The sequence below is a fragment of the Brevundimonas sp. SGAir0440 genome, from assembly GCF_005484585.1.
In the GTDB taxonomy this organism is placed as follows: Bacteria; Pseudomonadota; Alphaproteobacteria; order Caulobacterales; family Caulobacteraceae; genus Brevundimonas.
In genome coordinates, this window is sequence record NZ_CP039435.1 from 890,493 (window position 1) to 912,955 (window position 22,463).

The following is a 22,463-nucleotide window of genomic DNA, read 5'->3' on the forward strand; positions in this document are numbered from 1 at the left end:
TCACCATGCTTGAACGCATCATCAGCCTGTCGATCCGGCATCGCTGGGTCGTGCTGGCGCTCGTCCTCGTGGCGGTCATCATCGGCGTCTGGAGTTTCCAGAAGCTGCCGATCGACGCCACGCCCGACATCACCAACGTCCAGATTCAGATCAATACGGAGGCGCCCGGCTATTCGCCGCTTGAGGCCGAACAGCGCATCACCTTCCCGGTCGAGACCGCCGTCGCCGGCGTGCCGGGCCTGTCCTATACCCGATCCGTCTCGCGCTACGGCCTGAGCCAGGTGACGGTCGTGTTCGAGGACGGGACCGACATCTACCGGGCGCGGCAACTGGTCAACGAGCGGCTTCAGACCGCGCGCGGCCAGCTTCCGTCCGGCCTGTCGCCCGAACTGGGGCCGATCGCCACGGGCCTGGGCGAAATCTTCATGTACACGATCGAGGCCAAGCCCGGCGCCCGCAAGGCCGACGGCGCGCCTTACTCGCCCGAGGATCTTCGCACCCTGCAGGACTGGGTCATCCGTCCGCAGATGCGCAACACGCCCGGCGTCACCGAGGTCAACACCATCGGCGGCTTCGAGCGCCAATACCACGTCACGCCCCGTCCTGAACGGCTCGCCGCCTTCGGCGTCACCATGGACGAAGTCGTTTCGGCGCTGGAGCGCAACAACGCCAACGTCGGCGCCGGCTACGTCGAGCGCTATGGCGAGCAGTGGCTGATCCGCGTGCCGGGTCAGGCCTCGACGGCGCAGGACCTGTCCAACATCGTCATCACCACGCGCGGCGGCGTTCCCATCCGGATCGCCGAGGTCGCCGAAGTCGGCCTGGGCGAACAGCTTCGCACCGGCGCGGCGACGGAGAACGGCAAGGAGACGGTCCTGGCGACCGTCCTGATGCTGGCCGGTGAAAACAGCCGCGTCGTCGCCCAGGCGGCGGCGGCGCGACTGGAGGAAGCCGCCAAGGCCCTGCCGGACGGCGTGATCGCCTCGCCCGTCTATGACCGCACCGACCTGGTCGAGCGGGCCATCAAGACGGTCGAGAAGAACCTGCTTGAGGGCGCCCTGCTCGTGATCGTGGTGCTGTTCCTGCTTCTGGGGAACTTCCGCGCCGCCCTGATCACGGCGGCGGTCATCCCGATCACCATGATGATGACCATCACCGGCATGGTGCGCACCGGCGTGTCGGGCAATCTGATGAGCCTGGGCGCTCTGGACTTCGGTCTGATCGTCGACGGCGCCGTCATCATCGTCGAGAACTGCCTGCGGCGCTTCGCCGAGGCGCAACATCAGCAGGGGCGCCTGCTGACCCGTGACGAGCGCTTCTCCCTGGCGGCGCGCGCCTCCAGCGAAGTGATCCGGCCGTCCCTGTTCGGCGTCCTGATCATCACCCTGGTCTATGTGCCGATCTTCGCCCTGGACGGGGTCGAGGGCAAAACCTTCCACCCCATGGCCATCACCGTGGTCATCGCCCTGACCGCCGCCCTGGTGCTGTCCCTGACCTTCGTGCCGGCGGCGGTGGCGATGTTCGTCACCGGCAAGGTGCAGGAGAAGGACAGCTTCCTGATGCGCTGGGCGCGCACCGGCTATCAGCCGGCGCTCGACTTCGCCTTGAGGACGCGCGTCGCCATGGTCGCCGTGGCCGTGGCCCTCGTCGTGGGCGCGGCCCTGATCGCCTCGCGCATGGGTTCGGAGTTCGTGCCGAACCTGGACGAAGGCGACATCGCCATGCACGCCTTGCGCATTCCAGGCACCAGCCTGACCCAGGCCGTCGAGATGCAGACTGCGCTCGAAGCCCGTCTGGCGAAGTTCCCGGAGGTCGAACGCGTCGTGGCCAAAATCGGCACGGGGGCGGTCGCCACCGACCCTGTGCCGCCCTCGGTCGCGGACACCTTCATCCTGCTGAAGGACCGCAAGGACTGGCCTGATCCCCGCAAGCCGAAACTCCAGCTCGTTCGCGAGATGGAAGAAGCGGTGAACGCGGTGCCAGGCAGCAAGTACGAGTTCACCCAGCCCATCCAGATGCGGTTCAACGAACTGCTGTCCGGCGTCCGGGCCGATGTCGCCATCAAGGTCCATGGCGACGACCTGGATCAACTCGTGGCGCTCGGGTCCCAGATCGAAGAGATCGTCGGCGCCGTACCCGGCGCCGCCGATCCGCAGTCCGAGCAGGTCACCGGCCTGCCCATGCTGCAGATCACGCCGAACCGGGACGCCATCGCGCGCCTGGGCCTAAGCATCGACGACGTCCAGTCGGTGATCTCCGCCTCCATGGGCGGGGCCACGGCCGGGCAAATCTTCGAAGGCGACCGACGCTTCGACATCGTCGTGCGCCTGCCGGAAGACCTGCGGCGCAACACCGACGCCATCGGCCGCATCCAGGTGCCGCTTCCGGGCGCAGACGGTCAGCCGCGCGGCTTCGTGCCGCTCAGCGAGATCGCGACGATCGCGCTGGAGACTGGCCCGAACCAGATCAGTCGCGAAGACGGCAAGCGCCGCATCGTCGTGACCGCCAACGTGCGGAACCGCGACCTCGGCTCCTTCATCGGCGAAGTGCGCGAGCGCGTCGAACAGGAAGTCGATCTGCCAGCCGGCTACTGGATTTCCTATGGCGGCACCTTCGAGCAGCTGATCTCGGCTGCCAAGCGGTTGCAGTTGGTCGTTCCTGCGGTCCTGCTGCTGATCCTCGGCCTGCTGTTCGCCCTGTTCCGCTCCTGGCGGGACAGCGCCATCGTCTTCTCCGGCGTGCCCCTGGCGCTAACCGGCGGGGTGGCGGCGCTGGCGCTGCGGGGCCTGCCCCTGTCGATCTCGGCCGGCGTCGGCTTCATCGCCCTGTCGGGCGTGGCCGTGCTGAACGGCGTCGTCATGGTCAGCTTCATCCGGGGCCTGATCGAAGAGGGCAAGCCCGTGGGCCAGGCCATCCGGGAGGGGGCGCTGACGCGCCTGCGCCCGGTGCTGATGACCGCCCTGGTCGCCAGCCTCGGCTTCGTCCCCATGGCGGTGAACGTCGGCGCCGGCGCGGAGGTCCAGCGTCCGCTGGCCACCGTCGTCATCGGCGGCATCGTCTCCTCGACGATCCTGACCCTGCTCGTGCTCCCGGCGCTCTACAGCCTGGTGCACGGCCGGGACGCCCCCGGCGATCGGCCCAGGCCCGCCTGGCTAGACCATCTCCCCTTCCGCCGCCGTCGGGCGCTCTGAAGCGGTCGGCCGCCCCGTTTCGGGGCGGCCGGTCATCGGCGCCGACCCCATCACCGACGCCCGCCGACCACGGCGGACGTCGCACTTCACTCCAATCGCAAGGATGCACATGACTTCCGCACCCTGCCGCGACCGACTGTCGTGGCTTCGATCACCCTGGACCCTGGCGGTCCTGGTGGTCGGCTTCCTCTTCCTTGAAGGCCTGCTCAGCCAGGTCCTCGCCCACGGCGTCGCCGCAGGCGACAAGGGCTACATCCAGGAGACCTCAGGCTTCCTGTTCTGGCCCTTCGTCTATCTGGGGGCCAAGCACATGGTCACGGGCTACGACCACCTGCTGTTCCTGTTCGGCGTGATCTTCTTCCTCTACCGGATGAAGGACATCGGCATCTATGTGACGCTGTTCGCCATCGGCCACTCGTCGACCCTGCTGCTCGGGGTGCTGATGAACATCAGCGTCTCCAGCTATCTGGTCGACGCCATCATCGGCCTGTCGGTCGTCTACAAGGCCCTGGACAACATGGGCGCCTATCAGAGGTGGTTCGGCTTCCAGCCCTCCACCAAGGCGGCCACGATGATCTTCGGCCTGTTCCACGGCTTCGGTCTCGCCACCAAGCTGCAGGACTTCCAACTATCGCCCGACGGCCTGCTGTGGAACCTCGTGGCCTTCAACATCGGCGTCGAGATCGGCCAACTGCTCGCCCTGGGCGGCATCCTCATCCTGATGGGCTTCTGGCGCCGCACGAACGGCTTCTGGAAACACGCCTACCTCACCAACGTCGTGCTGATGACGCTCGGCTTCATTCTGACGGGCTATCAGCTCGTCGGCTTCTTCGTCATGTGATCGGAGACACCCTCATGTACAACGCAAACCGCCCCTCCAAAGCCGACCTGCCGACCACGGGCCAACTGTTGAAGTCGACCGGCATCGCCGCCGCTGTAGCCTCCGTGCTCCTGGTCACCGTCGTTCTCCCCGCCGAATACGGCGTCGACCCCACCCGCATCGGTTCGGTCTTCGGTCTCACCGAAATGGGCCGCATCAAGCAGCAACTCGCCAAGGAGGCCGAAGCCGACGCCGCAGCTGACGCGGCCGCTGTAGATGCTGTCCCTGTGGCGGCGTCGCCGAGCCCCGTTGCGCCAGCCGCCACCGTTCCAGCCGCCGCCCCGACGGCCACGCCCAGCGTCGGCCGCACGGACGAAACCGTCCTGACGCTGCAGCCTGATCAAGGTGCCGAGATCAAGCTGGTCATGGAAGAAGGCGCGACAGCGCGCTTCACTTGGACCAGCAGCGGCGGCAAGATCAACTTCGACACCCACGCAGACCGACCAGGCGTCTCCTACCACGGCTACGGCAAGGGCTCCTCCCAAAGGGAGGAAGGCGTTCTGACGGCGGCCTTTACCGGTAGCCATGGCTGGTTCTGGCGCAACCGCACCGGTCAGCCCGTAACCATCACCCTTAAAACCATTGGCGCCTATACCGAGATCAAGCGCGTCGTCTGACGTAAATCCCGACACCTATAGACAGGGCGCGCCGTTGCACGGCGCGCCCTGATTTCTTTACGGCGTCACACGCGATTCTTGGGCCACCGGCGGTGATTGTCATCAATCACGACAGGGTGGGCGTGTGCTACGCCTTCCGCATCGGGGCGCATTCCCTCGCTCAGGTGCGCGTGATCCGGCTCCATGTCGTGGTGGTCGTGCAGCAGGTTCAGCGGATCGTGCGCAGGCCAGACGAAGAGCGCCAGAAGGGTGCCGAGGCCGCACAGTCCCGCCAGAACGACGAAGGCCATCTGAGGATCAGCTTCGGCCGACACCAGCCCCGCGACCGGATAGGCGATCAACCAACAGGCGTGCGACAGGGCGAACTGGGCCGCAAACAGGGCCGGCCGTTCCGCCGCCGACGAGGACCGCCGCAGGGCGCGGCCCGCAGGCGTGATGGTCAGCGAGTAGCCAAAGCCCATGACGATCCACAGACCGATCAGCACCGGATAGCTGCGGGCGAACAGCGCACCGGCGATGAGCACGGCGGTCATCAGGACGGCGCCCGACACCATGGCGCTGCGATCCGTCACCCGCTCCAGCGTCTTGGGAAGCAGGAAGGCGGCCGTCATCGACCCGCCTCCGAATGCCGCCAAGGCCCAGGCGGTCGCCTGCTGCGACAGGCCGAAGTTCGACTGCACCAGGACGACAGTGTTGACGAAGACCATGGCGCCGCCCGCCGCCGTCGCCAGGCTAACCGCCAGCAGGCCGCGCAGGCGTGGCGTCAGGGCGAACAGCTTCACGCCTCCGGTCAGACGACGCAGGAACGGCAGGCTCTGCGACGCCGACAGCTTGGGCAGGACCGCCGTCACGACGAAGCCCGCTGACAGGATGAAGCCCAGCGCGGTCCCGACGAAGAGGTTGTGATAGCTGATGAAGGCCAATAGCACCGCCGCCAGCACGGGGCTGGCGACGCTTTCCAGATCGGCCGCCAGTCGGGACAAGGACAGGGCCTTAGTGTACTCGCCCTCGTCCTCCAGCAGGTCGGGGATCATGGCCTGGAAAGCCGGGGTGAAGGCGGCCGAGGCGACGTAGAGCACCGTCATAAGTCCGTAGACCTGCCAGGCCTCGTTGACGAAGGGCAGCGAAGCCGCAACGCCAGCGCGCACCACGTCCAGCGAAACCAGCAGGGTCTTGCGCGGCAGTCGAGACGCCAGGGCGCTGGCGAAAGGCGCCACCCCGACATAGGCGATCATCTTGATCGCCAGGGCCACGCCGAGGATTTCACCCGCGCTGGCGCCCGCCAGGTCATGCGCCAGCAGGCCCAGGGCCACGGTCGCCATGCCGGTTCCGAGCAGGGCCGCCACCTGGGCGATGAACAGGTGACGATAGGCGGCGTTCCTGAGGGGAGAGAACATCACGGGCCTTTCGATGCGGCGTTTTCGCGTTTGACGTATCCCCACCAGGGGGATAGGTCAAATTGCATGGCACACATCTCTCATGCGTCGCATCCCGAAGTCATCAAGCGCCTGAAGCGCGCCGAGGGTCACATGCGGACCGTCATCCAGATGATGGAGGATAAGAGGGCCTGCGTTGATCTGGCCCAACAGCTTCACGCCATCGAGAAGGCGGTCGCGGCGGCGAAGAAGACCTTGATTCACGACCACATCGACCACTGCTTGGCCCATGCCGCTGACGGCGACCCTGTCGAGGCGAAGCAGGCGATGGCCGAGTTCCGGGAAATCACCAAGTACCTGTGACGTCAGCTTCCAACCGGCAGGACGTCGCCCTGCCAATCCGCCTCCGGTAACGCTATGATGGGCGGGCAGGCAGTCGCGGCTGCCCTGCTGGTGCGATGCGTCAAACGCACGTCGTCGTCCGCGCGACCCGTGAGGCAAGTCCATGACTACGTCGCCAGACACCCTCGGTCCGCCCCGCCTTTCGCTGGCGGCGCTGTTTCTCAAATTCCTGCGGTTCGGTTTCCTGGCGTTTGGCGGCCCCGTCGCCCAGATCGCCATGATCCGCCGCACCCTCGTCGATGAAGAGCGATGGATTTCCAGTCCGCGCTTCAACCGCCTTCTGGCGGTGATGCAGGCGCTTCCTGGGCCAGAGGCCCACGAGTTGTGCGTCCATATGGGCATGATGGCGCGGGGACGGATCGGCGGCCTGCTCGCAGGCCTCGGCTTCATGCTGCCCGGCTTCGTGCTGATGCTGGCGGCGGCCTGGCTCTATGAACGCTTCATCGTCGGACAATCGGGCCTGACCGGCCTGCTTTTGGGCGTTCAGATCGTCGTGGTCGCCATCATCATCCGCGCCGTGCATCGGATCGGCTCCCACGTCCTAGAGGACCGTCTGCTGTGGGCGCTAGCGATCGGGGCCTTCGTCGCCTCTCTCCTCCATGCGCCCTTCTGGATACCGCTTGTGGCTTGCGGCCTGATCTACGCCCTGGAGCAACGTCCCTGGGCAGGCGTCGCCATTGCCGTCGCCGCCGTCTTCATCGCCATCCTGTTCGGCGTCTATCTGGAGGTCGCCCCGCCTGCGATCGCGATCTCGGCTGAGCCGTCGCCTCAACTCGCCGCTCTATTCATCGCCGGGTTGAAGGGCGGGCTGCTGACGTTCGGCGGCGCCTATACCGCCATCCCCTACGTGCGCGCCGACACTGTCGGACGCGGCTGGTTGCCGGACGGCGTCTTCCTAGATGGCGTGGCGCTGGCCGGCGTCCTGCCGGCGCCTCTGGTGATTTTCGGCACCTTCACGGGCTATGTGGTCGGCGGCTGGGCCGGCGCGCTGGCGCTGACTGCCGGAATTTTCCTGCCCGCCTTCGCCTTCTCGATGGTGCTGTTCAATCACCTGGAGGCCGTGGTCGAGAACCCGGCCTTGCACCGCCTCCTGGCAGGCGTGGCGGCCGCCGTCGTCGGCGTCATCGCCGCCACTTCGCTTCAACTGGCCTGGACCACAGCCCAGTCGGCGCCGACGTGGTGGATCGCAGGTTTGATCTTCATCGCCGCACTGATCGCCGCCGTGCGGATCAAACCGCGCTGGACACCGATTCTCATTCTGAGCGGGGCGGTTGCAGGACAGCTCGTGCTCTAAAGATTCATTGTCCAATCGCGCCATGCGTGAGCACGCAGCGACGGCCTAAATTTCGTTATGTCAGAAATCGTCGGTATTTTTATTGACAATGTCAGAATCGTGCGGCAACCTTCCTGGCATGGAGGTAAGACCATGAGCGACGGTCCTCATCGTAGCCTGCCGTTGAGGCGGGCCTGGAAGAAAGTCTGCGAGATCGCAGACGGACGTGCCCATGCACTGGAGGAAGTGGTTGAGAGAATTCCGGCCGCACTAGCTGCGGACGCAAAAGGCGAGATCAGCGAAGGCCTGCTCAGAAGCCTGCGTCGGATTCTCACGTCCGAACAGCCGCAACTGATCGACGACACGCCCCAACAGGTGGCGGCGCTGCGTTCGCAGGCGGCCTCGGTTATGGAGATCGACTTGGTAGAAGCGGTCGGCGACGCCCTACGTAACGGCCAACGCGGAGCTGAAGCTTTCCAAAGCGGAGCCGAGGCTGTCTTTGAGGAGCGTGGGGAAGCAGTGACCCGATCTCTTGTGGAGCACTACCTGCGCCGATCGCCGCTAGAACGAGCCGCTCATGTCGAGCAACGAGTCACCGCTGCGCTCAAGCAGGCGAGTGACCGGGTGCGTGATGTCGCAACCGGCCTAGTTACCGGGGTTATGAAGCGTGCCTTGCCGAAGGCCGTGGATCGGTCCGGCCTCGAAGATGGACCCGCCCTCGCATGACGGGTTTCGCCTCCTATCGCGCAAACGAAGCACCGCTTTTAATCGATGCGGTCGAAGCAGATGCGCCGCTCCGTGACGGCGCGACGCCCGCTCTGCTAGGGCAAAGTCTTTGCCTTGATACCCGCGGGCTCACCTCATTCTTCTTCGCGCGGTTTGATCGCCGCCTCTACGATCTCCTAGTTGTCGCGGCGGCGGTCGAATTCTGTGACCGCTTTAAACGACGTCCAGGTTGGGGGTGGTCGCGCGCGTTTGACGTCCGGGTCGCAGTGCACGAACCCGAAGTCTGGTCCGCACCGGAGGCGAAGGCACTTCTGGAAGAGACCGTGTCATTCCTGACAGGTGATGTCTGGCGGTTCTGCTTCGAAGCTAGACTAAGGGACGAACCCGCGCCCGTGACGCTTCCACTGCCGCTTCCGCCTTATTGCGCGCTCATTATGCCCTACAGCGAAGGCCTAGATTCTCTTGCGGTCCATGCCCTCACGGCACACGCGACCAACAGCGAACTTGTCCGGGTGCGCCTAGGGTCAGGCGGCGTCGACAAGGCAGTGCTGGACAAGGACCGCAAACCCTTTGCACGAGTGCCCTACAAAGTCTCCGTGCCAAACAACGCGGAATCGTCCGCTCGATCTAGGGGCTTCAAATTCGCGGTCGTGACCGCGATCGCCGCAGCGATGTCGGGAGTTCAACGGATCATCGTCACCGAAAGCGGGCAAGGGGTCTTGGGACCGGTGCTTGTTCGATCCGGTCATGCGTACCCCGACTATCGCGTCCATCCCGCCTTTAGCCGGAAAATGGAAAGCCTGTTCTTGGCGCTCACTGGGCATGAAATTCGGTATGAGTATCCGCGTCTCTGGTACACCAAGGGTGAGACCATGGCCGCCGCGAAGGCATTACCGACGCCCCCGGATTTCGTCACGCGGACGCGCAGTTGCTGGCAGAGTTCGCAGCAAGCTTCCGTAGACGGCTCACGCCGCCAATGCGGAATTTGCGCGGCGTGCATGCTGCGACGTGTGAGCATGTTCGCTGCGGAGATTGATGAGCCTGCGGACAGGTACGTGTGGGAAAATCTGACTGTCACTGAATTTGACACTGGCGCTGCCGCCGCATTCCAAGGACATACGCGCGCTCTGAGAGAGTATGGTATCGCAGGCGTGCTACATATGGACCATCTAGCGTCACTGGCTGCACCTTCAGCGCAGACCAGTGCATTCCATCGCGTCGTACGCCTCACTGCAGACGCGCTTGGTGAAGATGAAGGCTCTGTGCTGGCCCAGACCCGAGCTCTGCTGGATCGCCACGCTGAGGAATGGCGTCGCTTCGTGATCGCTCAAGGCAATCAATCTTTTGTTGCGCGGTATGCCGCCAGCGTGGTCGCGTGATGGAGACTCCTGCCGCCATCGATCCAATCGCCCTGGGGGAGCGCCTGCGTCTGGCGAGAGACGCGGCGAAGATCACCCAGGCCCAAGCGGCCGAAGCCATCTCTGCGGCTCGCACGACCCTAGTGGCGATCGAACAGGGCGGCCGCCGGCCGCGTCTAGAAGAATTGCAGACTCTCGCTGGCCTTTACGGCACGACAGTGAACGCGTTGTTGCGCCGGGAGTCAGCCAAGGTAGACCTGCGTCCCCGCTTTCGTCGAACCCAAGACGGCGGCTCAGCTGTTGAGATGGCTTCCGCCTTGTTGACCGACTTGGTCAAGGCCGAGGTGGAACTTGAAGATTTGCTTGGAGTGGTTCGGGGTCGATCCGAGCCTCCGGAGCGCCCCATTCTGCCCGGTAACGTCCTCGCCCAAGCCGAAGAAGATGCATTCGAACTACGCCAGTGGCTGGGCATAGGAGATGCGCCCGTCCATGACATGGTTTCAATTCTCGAACTTCAGCTTGGAGCTCGTGTGTTCGTCCGCAGGCTTGAGGCCAAGATTTCTGGTCTCTATGCTTACGACAACGACGCTGGTCCATGCGTCCTGCTAAACGCCCTACATCCGAAAGAACGGCGAGCGCAAACCGCCGCCCATGAACTCGGTCACTACATCTCTACCCGAAACGCGCCGGACAGCCTTTATGAGGGCTCGCCTGAACAGACTCGCGAAGAGCGCTACGCCAATGCCTTCGCGCGGGCGTTCCTAACGCCTGCGCGAACGGTCAAGTCGATGTTCCGGGACACGACAGCGGGGGCGACAAATCTGACGCGCCGCCACGTGATCGTGCTTGCCCATGGCTTCGGTGTATCACGTGAAGCTTTGGTGCGGCGGCTCGAAGAATTGGACCTCGTGCCGAACGGAACTTGGGATTGGTTCGAACGGACCGGCGGCATTACTAACGACCAGGCGCGGCAGGTCCTGGGCGAAAACCCAGCATTCGATCCGCGCGGCGAAGATGGGGAGCGGTCGGTGTCGCTCCGCCTTCAACTCCTAGCGGCCGAGGCGTGGAAGCGTGGCCTGCTCTCCGAGGGTCAAGTGGTCAGTCTGCTCAAGATCGACCGGGTACAAGCGCGTGAGTTGATAGACGCCTATGAGGCAGATGAGGAGGCGGCCGATGGGCTTCCCCGCATCCGGCGCTGAGCCCCCAATACATGTCGCTGATGCGAGCGTTTGGATCAACCTCGCCGCTACGGGCCGATGCCCGGAAATCCTCGCTGCGCTCGGTGCGTCATTCGCTATCGTTGATGTGGTGCTCAGGGAACTTCAGCGCGGCAGCGCCAATGGGCATGGGGTGCTGGAGCATATCCAGCCGCTGATCCAGTCCGGGCTAATTCGAGTTGTGGAGATGGAAACCGCAGACGAAGAGCCGTATCTTAGCCTAGTTGCAGGCGGCACGGCAGAAACCTTGGACGATGGCGAGGCTGCGACCTTGGTCGTAGCCGTGCGCCTTGGGGCAATCGCCCTCATTGACGAACGCAAAGCGACTGCGATCGCAAAGCGTCGCTTTTCTGCACTCGAACTTCGGTCCAGCACTGAGCTGCTATTCGCTACGCTACCAGACGAAGGCGGGAATGTCGGCCCCTTGGCCGATGCCCTGTTTTTGGCGCTCCAGAGGGCCAGAATGCGGGTGCCAACTCATTGGCAGGCTAGGGTGATCGAAGTTCTGGGTCCCGAGCGAGCGAGCGCCTGCAACAGTTTGCCGGCGCATCTACGGGCACCGCTGATAGACACGGTAAACGCTCGTCCCGTTCGCTCCGATTAGCGGACTGCGTAAAATTCTGTGGGATGGACGCCAAGCACTTCAGCCAACTTGCCTAGAATTGCCACTGTCGGGTTGCCCTCGCCTCGCTCTATGCGCCCGAGATGACGCATCGCCAGACCCGCTTCACCCGCTAACGCCTCCTGGCTCAAGCCGCGCTCCTTGCGGAGACGCCTGATATTTGCGCCGACGATCTTCTCCCATTCCATCAGCGCGATGGTGTTAGCGGAGCGGTAACCTCTCTAGGACATCTATGTCCTATTATTCCAGAGGGGCGATTATGGGGTGTCTGGCGGGTGTGATGTTCGGCGCGGTCGGCTTTTTCGTCGCCGGACCGATAGGCGCGATCATCGGTCTGCTCATCGGCATCCTGGGTGCCGTAGGAGCGAAACGCCGATGAGAAGGTTGCTTATCCTGACAAGCGCTAGCGCTCTGCTGACCGGCTGCGCCTCTACTCCGCCGCCGGAGGTGCGGATGATCCCCACCGCCGATCACGGCGTGGGTGTCCGCTTCTCGCGCGGCAACGCCCTGATGGTGTCGAATGGGCCGTCCGGCGCGATCATGCTGCTGCCGATCCGCTATAACGACACGCAGAAATTCTTCTTCTCGATCGCCGCCTTCAACACCTCAGGTTACCCGATCAACATCGGTTCAGAGGACGTGCGCCTCTATCTGGATGGGCAGCCCTACAGCGTCCAGGACTTCGACTATCTGCGCCACAGTGCGCGCACGACCGCCCAGCGTGAGATGAACCTGGCCTGGGCCGACGCGGCCGTGGAATATTTCCTCACTCTTCAGGAGATGGAGGACCACCCACGCCGCCACGACATCGCCTACCGCAGCGCCTCCGGGCAGCTGCAGGCGTCGCACGATCATATCCAGCGACGGTTGCGCCAGACTATCTCCACTCTGGGACGAACGATGCTGGAGACGACGACCATCGACCCCGGCACGGCGCATGGCGGCGCGATCCTGGCGGAACAGATCGTCATCCCTGACGGCATGGTTCGCGACATGGTGATTGAAGTGCGTTTCGGGGGCTTCCCGCACCGCTTCCGGTTGAACCTGGCGCCGTCGGGCACCTACGCCCCGACGCCGGTCGACATCCCAGCCGTCCCGGCCCAGGTCACGCAGGAGCTCATGCGCACCCGCGAGACCTGGCACTGGACCGACGGCCCGCCGCCGTCGCCGGCGATCTTCAAGGGCATGCCGGTGATCGAATAGCTGCAGTTCGCACTGCAGTACGTTTTGTGCTACAGTTAGAACGTTGTCGTTCAAGGATTTTCCCGAACTTGTCGCAAAGTGGCACCTTGGGTGGCACGACATTTAGAACGGGCGCTCCTTGTCGATCAGCGATCTGAAAACCAAGAGGTTCTTGCTCACCTACCCGCCCTACATTCCCTATTCTGGGAGAGGGAAGGTCAGAGGCCTAGCGTTTTGGCGTGGTCGCGGATGGCGGCGTCGATGCGGCCGGGGTCGGCCAGGGCTTCGGCGTTGGTGAAGCGAACGACGGTCCAGCCCAGCGCCTCGATCGCCCGCTGGCGATAGTGGTCGTTCAAGACGACCTCGTCGCGCTCATGCACCCCGCCGTCGATCTCGATGACCAGCCGAAGCGGCACGCAGGCGAAATCCACCACATAGCCGCCGATCGGATGCTGGCGTCTCACCTTCCAGCCGTCGACGGCGCCGCCGCGCAACCGCGCCCATATCCGGTCCTCGGCCAGGCCACCGCTCTGGCGAAGCCCCCGCGAGCGCGGCGTCAGGCGGTTGGTCGTCATGCGCGGCTCCCTTCGGAAGGCCATCCCACAGCCGCCGCCATCATTCGGCAAGCAAAACCCGCCAGTCCGCGTATCTGCGGCGCATACCGCGAACGATTCCAACACCCTGCCGCCCGCCAGCGTCATCTTCCTGCCCACGCTCCTAAACCGTGCGATCCTGTCTCGGTTCGTCCGCAGGGGACGCATCGCACGGCCGGGGAGGGCCAGATCAGACGAATTAGACGAATTAGACGGTGTTTTTGTCCGCCGACCGTCTGATCTCCGTCAGTCCTGCGGGATGGGGTTGGTGCGCGGGTCCGGGCCGTTGGTGACAACGCGGTCGCGTTCGCCCAGGTCCTTGATGATCTTGACGTCGGTGAAGCCGGCGGCCTCGAACAGCGCCTTGACCTGCGGGCCTTGATCGAAGCCGATCTCGACGGCGAAGACGCCCAGCGGCTTCAGGATGCGTTTCACCTCGGGCGCCAGGTCGCGGTAAGCCTGCAAGCCGTCGGGGCCGCCGTCCAGGGCCAGGTGCGGGTCGTGGTCGCGGACCTCCGGGTCCAGGGTCGCGATATGGTCGGTCGGGATATAGGGCGGGTTGGACAGCACCAGGTCGAAGCTGGCGTCGCCGAAGCCCGCCGCCCATTCGGTGCGCAGGAAGGTGGCGCGCTCGTTCAGGTCCAGGTTGGCGGCGTTCTCCTTGGCCACAGCCAGAGCCTCGGACGAGATGTCGGTGCCGACCCCGCGCGCGGCCGGCCGTTCGGCCAGAAGCGCCAGCAGGATCGCGCCCGAGCCGGTGCCCAGGTCGATGGCGTCGAAGGCTTCGTTCTTGCCGAAGGCCAGCATGGACACGTCCATCAGGGTCTCGGTGTCGGGGCGGGGGCTGAGGACGTCGGGGGTGACGTTCAGCATGATCTTCCAGAAGCCCTTCTTGCCGACGATGCGTGAGACGGGCTCGCGCTTCAGCCGGCGATCGACCATGGCCTCATAGGCGCTCAGCTGGTCGGCGGTGATGGGCCGATAGGGGTCGGTCAGGATGTCCATGCGGCTGGCGCCGGCGGCGGCCTCCAGCAGCAGGCGGGCGTCGATGGCGGGGCTGTCGATGCGGCCGGTCTTCAGCCGGGCCTGCGCCGCCTTCCAGGCGGTCAGCAGGGTCGGGGCGTCTGTGTCGGACTTGGGCGTGATGGGGTCGGTCATGGGCGTTGATTGGCCCGGCCCGGCGCCGATTTCAAGCGCGACGGGAGGGAACGTCAGGCCAGCTTGACCGTTCGCGTCGGGATGACTGCGCGCCGCCCCTCCCGTCTCGTCCCGCTTCGCAACCTGTTCTCCCGCACGCCGGCGCCGGTCGAGCGCGGGCGGTTGTGGAAGTTCCTGGGGGCCGCCGCCGGGGGTCTGGCCGCCGGGGCCGGCGCGGCCCACCTGCTCTACAGCCAGGGGCACAAGGTCGGGGTCGAACTGCGCGCGCCCCGCCCCGAACCCCTGCCGCCCAAGGTCCCCACGCCCGAGGACTATGAGGCTCAGGACCCCGGTCGCGGCCGCATGGCCAAGCGGCCGGGCCAGATCCCGCACAAGGGCTGGGTCGACATCGCCTGGCGCACGGCCGGCTCCTATTTCGGCGACCGGGTCGGCTTCGTCGCCGGCGGGGTGACCTTCTTCACCCTGCTGTCGCTGTTCCCGCTCTTGGGGACGTTCGTCACCCTCTACGGTCTGTTCGCCGATCCGACCGACGCGTGGGGGCGGCTGCAGTTCCTCTACGCCCTGCTGCCGGACAGCATCGCGGTCTTCCTCGGCGGCGAGATGCAGCGCCTGGCCGAGAACTCCAACAGCCAGCTGACCTTCACCCTAGTGTGGACCCTGGCCCTGTCGCTGTGGACCGCCAACGGGGCGGTCAAGGTGCTGTTCTACGGCCTGAACGTCGCCTACCACGAGGTCGAGCGCCGCAACATCGTGCGCTACAACCTGATCTGCATGGTCTTCACCGTGGGGGCCATCCTGGCGGTCCTGCTGACCTCGGCGCTGGTGGTCGGCGTCCCGGTGGTGGTGCGGCTGTTCGGCCTGGAGGAGGAGTGGGGCCTGATCGCCCCGCTGCGCTGGCCGCTGCTGCTGGTCGGCTATGTCGCCGCCCTGACCGTCATCTACCGTTACGGCCCCTGCCGTCAGCGCGCGCGCTGGCGCTGGGTCACGCCGGGCGCGATCTTTGCGGCCCTGCTCAGCCTGACGGTGTCCTTCCTGTTCAGCTGGTATCTGTCGAACTTCGTGCGGACCGACAGCTACGGCCCGCTGGCGGCCATGATGGGTTTCCTGCTGTGGACCTGGCTGTCGGTGCAGGTGATCGTCATGGGCGCCGAGCTGAACGCCGAGATCGAGCACCAGACCGCCGTGGACACGACCACCGGCAAGCCCCTGCCGATCGGCGAGCGGGGCGCCAAGGTCGCCGACAGCATCGGTCCGCGACGCGGCAACCCCGCGGCTCTCGCTTTCACCCAGCGCCATGCCGAGATGATGGCCGACCGCATCATGCGCCGCCCCAACCGCCACGCCGCCGGGGCGCCCACCGCTACAGAATGAAGCGGCTCAGATCGACGTCCTTGGTCAGGGCGTCCATCTTCTCGCGCACCGCATCGCCGTCGAAGGTCACGGTCTGGCCCGACAGGTCCGAGGCCTTGAAGCTGGTTTCCTCGAGCACCCGCTCCATCACGGTCTGAAGCCGGCGCGCGCCGATGTTCTCGACCGCGCTGTTGGCCGCCACCGCCGCATCGGCCATCGCTTCGACCGCATCGTCGGTGAAGGTCAGGGTCACGTCCTCGGTCGCCAGCAGGGCCTGGTTCTGACGGATCAGATTGGCCTCCGGCTCGGTCAGGATGCGCTTGAAGTCGTCGCGCGTCAGGGCCTTCAGCTCGACCCGGATCGGCAACCGCCCCTGAAGCTCGGGCAGCAGATCGCTGGGCTTGGCGACGTGGAAGGCGCCCGAGGCGATGAACAGCACATGGTCGGTCTTCACCGGCCCATACTTCGTCGAGACCGTGGTGCCTTCGATCAGGGGCAGCAGGTCGCGTTGGACCCCTTCACGCGACACGTCCGCGCCGGATGCGCCTTGCCGGGCCGCGACCTTGTCGATCTCGTCCAGGAAGACGATGCCCTCGTTCTCGGCCAGTTTCAGCGCCTCCTGCGTCAGGCTGTCCTGATCCAACAGCTTGTCGCCCTCTTCGGCGATCAGGGGCGTGGTCGCATCGCGCACGGCCAGCTTGACGGTCTTGGTGCGCCCGCCGCCCATCTTGCCCAGCATCTCCGACAGGTTCAGCAGGCCCACGTTGCCGCCGCCCGGAATGTCCAGCCCCTGGATGGGCGAGGCGGTGTCGGCCAGCGCGATCTCGATCTCCTTGTCGTCCAGTTCTCCGGCGCGCAGCTTCTTTCGGAAACTGTCCCGCGTCGCCGGTCCCGCGCCCGGTCCGACAAGGGCGTCCAGGATGCGGTCCTCGGCGGCGGCCTCGGCCTTGGCCCGCACGTCGCCGCGCCGTCGCTCTCGCACCATGATCAGGGCGCTTTCGACCAGGTCGCGCACGATCTGGTCCACGTCACGGCCGACATAGCCGACCTCGGTGAACTTGGTGGCCTCGACCTTCAGGAAGGGCGAGCCCGCCAGCCGCGCCAGCCGACGCGCGATCTCCGTCTTGCCGACGCCGGTGGGGCCGATCATCAGGATGTTCTTGGGCGTCACCTCGTCGCGCAGGTCCGCCGGCACGCGCTTCCTGCGCCAGCGGTTCCTCAGGGCGACGGCGACGGCGCGCTTGGCGTCGTTCTGGCCGACGATATAGCGATCCAGTTCGGAGACGATCTCGCGGGGGGTCAGTTCAGTCATGCGACGCAGATAGGAGAGGCCGAACCGTTGCGGGAGAGGGCAGGGCGTCGCGGCGCGTCCGATTTCTTCATGACCGACGCGTCGCCTACGTCAGGACGCATCCAGATAGGCCGAGGCGTCGACGAAGGCCTGAACCGCCGCCTGATCGGCGTAGTCCAGCTCCAGCATCGCCTTGATCGCTGCGGCCTTGTCCGGCGCGCGGTCATAGTAGCCGCTGGCGATGGCGTAGCCGACGTAATAGCCCAGGTCGGCCGTCCCGAAGCGGTTGTTCGCCCCGTTGTACAGCCAGCCGCCGAAGTCTTCGCCGTTCATGTCGGCGCGGAAGGCCGTCTTGATCGCTGCGTCATTGGCCGGGCCGTAGGTGACATACGGCAGCTTCGGCAGCCGCCCGGTCGCTTTTTCGGCCACGAAATCGGCGACCCCCTCATAGACGACCTGGGCCAGCAGGGTCTGGCGTTCGCCCTGTTGCTGGGTGTGAACGACCTCGTGGGTCGCCAGCAAATCCAGGTTCTCCAACGGACCGCTGGCGAAATAGGTGGTGAAAAACCGTTTCAGATTGGGCGGCATCTGCGACAGGTCCACGCTGGCGTCGCCGGTGGCCATCTCCACGCCGATCAGCACCTTGTCGCCCTGGGTCGTTCCCGCCGAACGCAGGGCACCGACCTCGAAATACACGCCGGCCGGTCGCAGATCGGGATACAGTTCGCGCAGGCGCGCCAGATGAACCTCCAGCCTGTCCAGCGCCTGACCGGCCAAGGCGGTTCGCGGCCGCACCGTGTCCCAATAGGCCGGATAGGCCCGGATCGCCTCCAGATAGGTGTCGACCGTATAGGCCTTCGCCTCCATGAAGGCCGCCAGACCCGGCGTGCCCTGGTCGATGTACATCCGCTGGAACAGGTCGCGTTGACGGACAGGATCGGCTTCGGCGCGCACCGCGTCATAGGCGCTCCAGAACCGGGCGATGTCGCTGTCCACGACCTGCACCTGTGGGGCGGGGTCCGGCGACCAGGCCACAGCGGGCGCCGACATCAGGCAGACGATCGCTGCGGCTGCGGCGGACAGGATGTGGCGCATAGACAGGTCTCCGGCTGAAGGGACGGCATGGGGGCGCAAGCGTGGCCTTGGCTCAAATGAAATCGCCGTAATCATCGCGCGGACTGGAGGCGTCATGCCGCAATGCCCTCGCGCCGGTCCTGCGCTATGGCCCCCGGAATGGAAACGCCCAAACTCGCCCTGACGCCGTTGGAAACCGACCGACTGATCCTGCGCCGTTTCGCGGCGGGCGACGCCGCCGACCTGTTCGCCTATCTGCACCAGCCGCGCGCCGCCTGTTTCGTGTCTATGACGCTTCAGGACATGGCGGCGGCCGAGGCGGAAGTCCTCAAGCGCGCAGCCGAGGGCGAGTATATCGCCGTCCAGTCCAGGGCCGACGGCCATGTCATCGGCGATGTCTTCGCCATGTTCGAGGCGCCGGACACCTGGTCCATCGGATGGAACTTCAACAGCGCCTACGCGGGCGCCGGCTATGCGTCCGAAGCGGCTCGCGTTCTGGTCGACCATCTGTTCAAGGACAAGGCGGCGCGTCGCCTGTACGCCTATGTCGAGGACGACAATCTGGCGTCACAGAGGCTCTGCGAACGGTTGGGCATGCGGCGCGAAGGGCTGTTCCGCGAGTTCATCTCGTTCGTGAACGACGCCGCGGGCCAGCCGATCTACGTCAACACCTATCAGTACGCCCTTCTGCGACACGAGTGGCGATCGTGACGCTCAGCAAAAAGGCGTCCCCCGACCGGAGGACGCCTTGAGGCTTCAAGCGCTTGTCGCCCGGATCAGGCGGCGTTGGCGGCCTTGTTCTTGGCCAGCTTGTCCTGGTGGGCCTGCATGCCCTTGGCGATCAGGTCGGCGGCCTCGCCGGCGTCGCCCCAGCCCTCGACCTTGACCGACTTGCCCTTCTCCAGGTCCTTGTAGCGGGTGAAGAAGTGCTCGATCTGCTCGATCAGGATGGCGGGCAGCTGACGATAGCTGGCGATCTCGGTGTAGTAGGGGTTCAGCTTATCGACCGGCACGGCCAGAATCTTCTCGTCGCCGCCGGCCTCGTCCACCATCTTCAGCACGCCGATGGGGCGCGAACGGATGACGCAGCCCGGAACGACCGGCGTCGGGTTCAGCACGATCACGTCGCAGGGGTCGCCGTCGTCCGACAGAGTGTGCGGCACGAAGCCGTAGTTGCCCGGATAGTACATGGCCGTGTGCAGGAAGCGGTCGACGAACAGGGCGCCCGATTCCTTGTCCATCTCGTATTTCACCGGCAGGCCGCCTTGCGGGATTTCGATGATGACGTTGATGTCCCAGGGAGCGTTCGGGCCGACGGGAATGGCGTCGAGGTTCATGGCGGGGTCTTTGCTGCGACTGCGAAACTTTGAAAGGCGAAGGGTGATAGGCTCCCCGGCCCGTCACGGCAAGGGCGACCTGTGGCGAACATCGCCCTCGGCGGGCTTGCGTCGGGTCGCATCATCGCGGACATCTGGATCATGACCTGGACCGATTGGGCGGCGCTGGCCCTCTTCTTCATCTGCTGGCTGGGATACAGCCCCATCCTGGCCTTCATCAGCAGGAAGGGCGGCTCGCTGAACCAGGACATGGAGCATGTCCGGGCGGCCTGGATGCAGTCCATGACGCATCGCGAGATGAAGCTGATCGACAGCCAGCTCATGGGCCATTCGATCAACTCCGCCTCCTTCTTCGCCTCCACCAACCTGCTGCTGATCGCGGCGGTCGCGGGCATCCTGTTCGGCGGTGAAAGCGCGCTTCAGGGGTTCGCCGCCGTCGGCGCCGAAAACGTGCCGATGAAGATACTGGAGGCCAAGCTGGCGCTGGTGCTGATCTGTCTGGCGCGCGGCTTTCTGGATTTCATCTGGGCGCTGCGCCAGATGAACTACGCCCTGGCGCTGATCGGCGCGGCGCCGGAGATCCACACCAAGACCGACCGCAAGGCTTTCAGCGAGGCGGCGGGCCAGCTTTTGAACCCGGCGCTCAGTTCCTTTAGTCAGGGTGTGCGCGGCTATTACTTCGCCCTGGCGGCGGCGGCCTGGCTGTTCGGCCCGTTGTGGCTGGCGCTGGGCGTCGCCTCGTCCTTCGGTCTGTTGATCTATCGTCAGGAGGCGTCGCCCGCCGCCCGCGCCATTCGCAACGCACGGCGGCTGCTGGACAACTGACCAGGTCCTTTCGCAGTTGCGAGATTGAGCACCCGTCCGACTTTCGTCAAAAGAGCGCCGTCTTGTCAGGCGACCCGCCATATTTGCGTAACAAGGCGTGACCGAGCGGGCGCGCATGGGTCTTGACCCATTGTGCATCGCAACCTAAGTTGACCTCTGACGCCTCCGGGCGTCTTGCCCTTCCTGGGCGTTTCCTCCCTATAGACTTTTAATGCCGCACCCTCGGGTGCGGCTTTTTTTTGATCTGATCAGTGATCAGTCAGGCCGACCAGTCGTCTGCGCACAGGGCGGCGATCACGCGCGACAGGGTCTTTTGCGTCTTGGCGTAGGTCGCGTTGGGGGCCAGCGTAGCCTCGTCCAGATACAGTTTACGGCTCAGCTCGATCTGGATCGCCTCATAGCCCTCGTCCGGTCGGCCCCAGCGCTGGGTCGACCAGCCGCCGGCGTAAGGATGGTTCTGCGCCACGCGCCAGCCCAGGCCCTCGAACAACTCGCGCAGCCGCCGGCTGAGCCGCGCACCGCAGGCCGAGCCGTAACGGTCGCCCAGCACGACTTCGGCCCCGACGGCGCGAGCAGGCATCGAATGCCAGTCGATCAGCACGGCGCGTCCATGCGTCGCGCGCGTCGCCTGCATCCGTTCGTCCAGCGCCTGGTGATAGGGGGCGTGGACCCTGGCGATGCGGCTCCTGGCCTCCGCCAGCGTCAGCCGACGCGCATAGAGCGGCGTCCCGTCGCCGGCCAAGCGGGGGATCACGCCGTACCCCGCCGCCGTCTTGGCTCCGACCGGCCCGCCCAGATCCGCGATCAGGGCCGGGTCCAGCTCAGACGGATCACGGTTCAGATCGACATAGGCCCGGCCGAGCCGGCCTTCGATCAGCGCGGCGCCTCTGCGCGGTCCCTCTTCGACCAAGCGCCCGACCAGGGCGTCCTCGGCGCTTTTCAGGCTGGCGCGCGACAGGCCCGGCGCGGCACCCATGTCGTCGGGATAGAAGTCGCCGGAGTGGGGCGAGGCGAACACCAGCGCCGTCGCGGGCGCGTCCGCCGCCGGGGCGGTGATCGAAAAGCTGTCTCCGCCGTCGGTCATGCTCCCGCTTAGCGCGTTTCGCTGTGGAAGGAAGTCGGCTGAGCGGCGAATTTCATCGGCGGTTTACCGTTCGGGCTCTAGGTTTGCGGTCTGTTTCAAGGGTGTTTTTCGAATGGCGCGTATTCTCCTGGCCGAAGACGACGGTTCGTTGCGCGGATTTCTGACGCGCGCGCTGGAGCGGGCAGGCCACCAGGTCATCGACTGCGAGAACGGCGACGACGCGATCGACGCCTTGGAACACGGTCCCTACGACCTGCTGCTGACCGACATCGTCATGCCGGGCGCCGACGGGATCGAGGTCGCTCGCGTCGCCGCCGCCCGTCAGCCCGGCCTGCGCATCATGTTCATCACCGGCTTCGCCGCCGTAGCCCTGACCGCCGCCCAGGCCACGCCGGACGCCAAAGTGTTGTCCAAGCCCGTCCACCTGCGCGATCTGGTCAATGAGGTCGAGCGGATGGTCGCCGCCTGACCCTTCGCTGCGACTGGGCCGAGCGGTGTTCGGCGAGAAATCGCATTCTTGCCGCTAAATCGGCTTGATGCCGACCGGCCTCGCCGCTATATGACCGCTCTTCCCGCTCCGAAGACGTTTTTCGGAGCCCTACGGCGGATGCGTAGCTCAGCGGGAGAGCACCTCGTTGACATCGAGGGGGTCACAGGTTCAATCCCTGTCGCGTCCACCATTCCTTTCAATAACTTAGCTTGTCGCAGCTTGCGATACTGACCGGAAACTGGCCACAAACTCTGCCCTCGGCATGCTGATCGTCGGAGTTAGACACCGACGAATGCCTCCTAATGCTGCTGTTGACTCGTTGCGGACTTTGAGAAAGGCCGGTTTGCGGCAAGGGCTTACCCGATCGCAGCAGGCCAAGGAGTAGTACCTGTTTTGATCGATGCCGGTAGATCAGGA

22 protein-coding genes and 1 tRNA gene are annotated in these 22,463 nt (G+C 65.4%); 15 read left to right on the plus strand and 8 right to left on the minus strand.

Annotation, left to right across the window (positions count from 1 at the left end):
- Positions 1–5: 5 nt before the first annotated feature.
- The 3 genes from E7T10_RS04340 to E7T10_RS04350 all read left to right on the plus strand — a co-directional run bounded on the left by E7T10_RS04340 (position 6) and on the right by E7T10_RS04350 (position 4,688).
- On the plus strand, positions 6–3,191 hold the full coding sequence (locus tag E7T10_RS04340) for an efflux RND transporter permease subunit (RefSeq protein WP_125901472.1): 3,186 nt from the start codon (positions 6–8) through the stop codon (positions 3,189–3,191).
- Between the two features lie 109 nt (positions 3,192–3,300).
- Positions 3,301–4,032 carry a HupE/UreJ family protein gene (locus tag E7T10_RS04345; RefSeq protein ID WP_125901473.1) on the plus strand — a complete coding sequence of 244 codons (732 nt, stop codon included), beginning with the start codon at positions 3,301–3,303 and terminating at the stop codon, positions 4,030–4,032.
- A gap of 14 nt (positions 4,033–4,046) precedes the next feature.
- A complete protein-coding gene (locus E7T10_RS04350) occupies positions 4,047–4,688 on the plus strand; it encodes a transmembrane anchor protein (protein ID WP_076224200.1) in 642 nt (213 codons plus the stop codon).
- A 65-nt stretch (positions 4,689–4,753) separates the two neighbouring features.
- Here E7T10_RS04350 and E7T10_RS04355 read toward each other — a convergent pair whose 3' ends face one another.
- On the minus strand, positions 4,754–6,085 hold the full coding sequence (locus E7T10_RS04355; RefSeq protein ID WP_125901563.1) for an MFS transporter: 1,332 nt from the start codon (positions 6,083–6,085) through the stop codon (positions 4,754–4,756).
- A 66-nt stretch (positions 6,086–6,151) separates the two neighbouring features.
- Here E7T10_RS04355 and E7T10_RS04360 point away from each other — a divergent pair, with 66 nt between their 5' ends.
- The 6 genes from E7T10_RS04360 to E7T10_RS04385 all read left to right on the plus strand — a co-directional run bounded on the left by E7T10_RS04360 (position 6,152) and on the right by E7T10_RS04385 (position 11,644).
- Positions 6,152–6,427, plus strand: a complete 276-nt coding sequence (locus E7T10_RS04360; protein WP_046653321.1) for a metal-sensing transcriptional repressor — start codon at positions 6,152–6,154, stop codon at positions 6,425–6,427.
- 142 nt (positions 6,428–6,569) lie between these two features.
- Positions 6,570–7,760 (plus strand): chromate efflux transporter, encoded by a 1,191-nt coding sequence (chrA, locus tag E7T10_RS04365; RefSeq protein ID WP_125901474.1) that lies wholly within the window; start codon positions 6,570–6,572, stop codon positions 7,758–7,760.
- A 57-nt stretch (positions 7,761–7,817) separates the two neighbouring features.
- Complete coding sequence (locus E7T10_RS04370) at positions 7,818–8,465, plus strand: hypothetical protein (protein WP_137720878.1); 648 nt, start codon at positions 7,818–7,820, stop codon at positions 8,463–8,465.
- The gene (locus tag E7T10_RS04375; protein WP_125901476.1) at positions 8,462–9,844 is read left to right on the plus strand and encodes a 7-cyano-7-deazaguanine synthase; all 1,383 of its coding nucleotides are present in this window, start codon (positions 8,462–8,464) and stop codon (positions 9,842–9,844) included. Before E7T10_RS04370 ends, E7T10_RS04375 begins: the two co-directional genes overlap by 4 nt.
- Positions 9,844–11,022: an ImmA/IrrE family metallo-endopeptidase gene (locus tag E7T10_RS04380; RefSeq protein WP_125901477.1), complete on the plus strand. Its 1,179-nt coding sequence runs from the start codon at positions 9,844–9,846 to the stop codon at positions 11,020–11,022. The genes E7T10_RS04375 and E7T10_RS04380 overlap by 1 nt, the downstream gene beginning before the upstream one ends.
- Positions 10,997–11,644, plus strand: a complete 648-nt coding sequence (locus E7T10_RS04385; RefSeq protein WP_125901478.1) for a hypothetical protein — start codon at positions 10,997–10,999, stop codon at positions 11,642–11,644. Before E7T10_RS04380 ends, E7T10_RS04385 begins: the two co-directional genes overlap by 26 nt.
- Here E7T10_RS04385 and E7T10_RS04390 read toward each other — a convergent pair.
- Positions 11,641–11,850, minus strand: coding sequence for a helix-turn-helix domain-containing protein (locus E7T10_RS04390; RefSeq protein ID WP_125901479.1), 210 nt, complete (start codon positions 11,848–11,850; stop codon positions 11,641–11,643). The two genes, E7T10_RS04385 and E7T10_RS04390, sit on opposite strands and share 4 nt — an antisense overlap.
- A gap of 265 nt (positions 11,851–12,115) precedes the next feature.
- On the opposite strand from E7T10_RS04390, the gene E7T10_RS04395 reads away from it, so the two are divergent.
- On the plus strand, positions 12,116–12,865 hold the full coding sequence (locus E7T10_RS04395) for a hypothetical protein (protein WP_125901480.1): 750 nt from the start codon (positions 12,116–12,118) through the stop codon (positions 12,863–12,865).
- Positions 12,866–13,062: 197 nt separating this feature from the next.
- On the opposite strand, the gene E7T10_RS04400 is transcribed toward E7T10_RS04395, so the two are convergent.
- On the minus strand, positions 13,063–13,419 hold the full coding sequence (locus tag E7T10_RS04400; protein ID WP_168189885.1) for an endonuclease domain-containing protein: 357 nt from the start codon (positions 13,417–13,419) through the stop codon (positions 13,063–13,065).
- A 264-nt stretch (positions 13,420–13,683) separates the two neighbouring features.
- Positions 13,684–14,595, minus strand: a complete 912-nt coding sequence (prmC, locus tag E7T10_RS04405; RefSeq protein ID WP_168189886.1) for a peptide chain release factor N(5)-glutamine methyltransferase — start codon at positions 14,593–14,595, stop codon at positions 13,684–13,686.
- Between the two features lie 63 nt (positions 14,596–14,658).
- On the opposite strand from prmC, the gene E7T10_RS04410 reads away from it, so the two are divergent.
- Entirely contained in the window at positions 14,659–15,966 is a 1,308-nt protein-coding gene (locus tag E7T10_RS04410; protein ID WP_246846096.1) for a YihY/virulence factor BrkB family protein, read from the plus strand.
- Here the strand turns inward: E7T10_RS04410 and hslU are convergent.
- Positions 15,956–17,257 carry an ATP-dependent protease ATPase subunit HslU gene (gene hslU, locus E7T10_RS04415; protein WP_039246193.1) on the minus strand — a complete coding sequence of 434 codons (1,302 nt, stop codon included), beginning with the start codon at positions 17,255–17,257 and terminating at the stop codon, positions 15,956–15,958. The genes E7T10_RS04410 and hslU overlap by 11 nt on opposite strands.
- Positions 17,258–17,347: 90 nt before the next feature.
- Entirely contained in the window at positions 17,348–18,331 is a 984-nt protein-coding gene (locus E7T10_RS04420; protein ID WP_137720882.1) for a hypothetical protein, read from the minus strand.
- 138 nt (positions 18,332–18,469) lie between these two features.
- On the opposite strand from E7T10_RS04420, the gene E7T10_RS04425 reads away from it, so the two are divergent.
- The gene (locus tag E7T10_RS04425; RefSeq protein WP_137720883.1) at positions 18,470–19,021 is read left to right on the plus strand and encodes a GNAT family N-acetyltransferase; all 552 of its coding nucleotides are present in this window, start codon (positions 18,470–18,472) and stop codon (positions 19,019–19,021) included.
- A gap of 65 nt (positions 19,022–19,086) precedes the next feature.
- Here the strand turns inward: E7T10_RS04425 and ppa are convergent, their stop codons facing one another.
- On the minus strand, positions 19,087–19,647 hold the full coding sequence (gene ppa, locus E7T10_RS04430) for an inorganic diphosphatase (protein ID WP_039246191.1): 561 nt from the start codon (positions 19,645–19,647) through the stop codon (positions 19,087–19,089).
- Positions 19,648–19,728: 81 nt separating this feature from the next.
- Here ppa and E7T10_RS04435 point away from each other — a divergent pair, with 81 nt between their 5' ends.
- Positions 19,729–20,472: a DUF599 domain-containing protein gene (locus tag E7T10_RS04435; RefSeq protein WP_246846097.1), complete on the plus strand. Its 744-nt coding sequence runs from the start codon at positions 19,729–19,731 to the stop codon at positions 20,470–20,472.
- A gap of 259 nt (positions 20,473–20,731) precedes the next feature.
- Here the strand turns inward: E7T10_RS04435 and E7T10_RS04440 are convergent, their stop codons facing one another.
- Positions 20,732–21,556: an N-formylglutamate amidohydrolase gene (locus E7T10_RS04440; RefSeq protein ID WP_137720884.1), complete on the minus strand. Its 825-nt coding sequence runs from the start codon at positions 21,554–21,556 to the stop codon at positions 20,732–20,734.
- 112 nt (positions 21,557–21,668) lie between these two features.
- Here E7T10_RS04440 and cpdR point away from each other — a divergent pair, with 112 nt between their 5' ends.
- Together cpdR and E7T10_RS04450 are read left to right on the plus strand one after the other, a co-directional pair.
- Positions 21,669–22,025, plus strand: a complete 357-nt coding sequence (cpdR, locus tag E7T10_RS04445; protein ID WP_017506825.1) for a cell cycle two-component system response regulator CpdR — start codon at positions 21,669–21,671, stop codon at positions 22,023–22,025.
- A 136-nt stretch (positions 22,026–22,161) separates the two neighbouring features.
- Positions 22,162–22,236: transfer RNA gene (locus E7T10_RS04450), tRNA-Val, on the plus strand.
- Positions 22,237–22,463 lie beyond the last annotated feature (227 nt).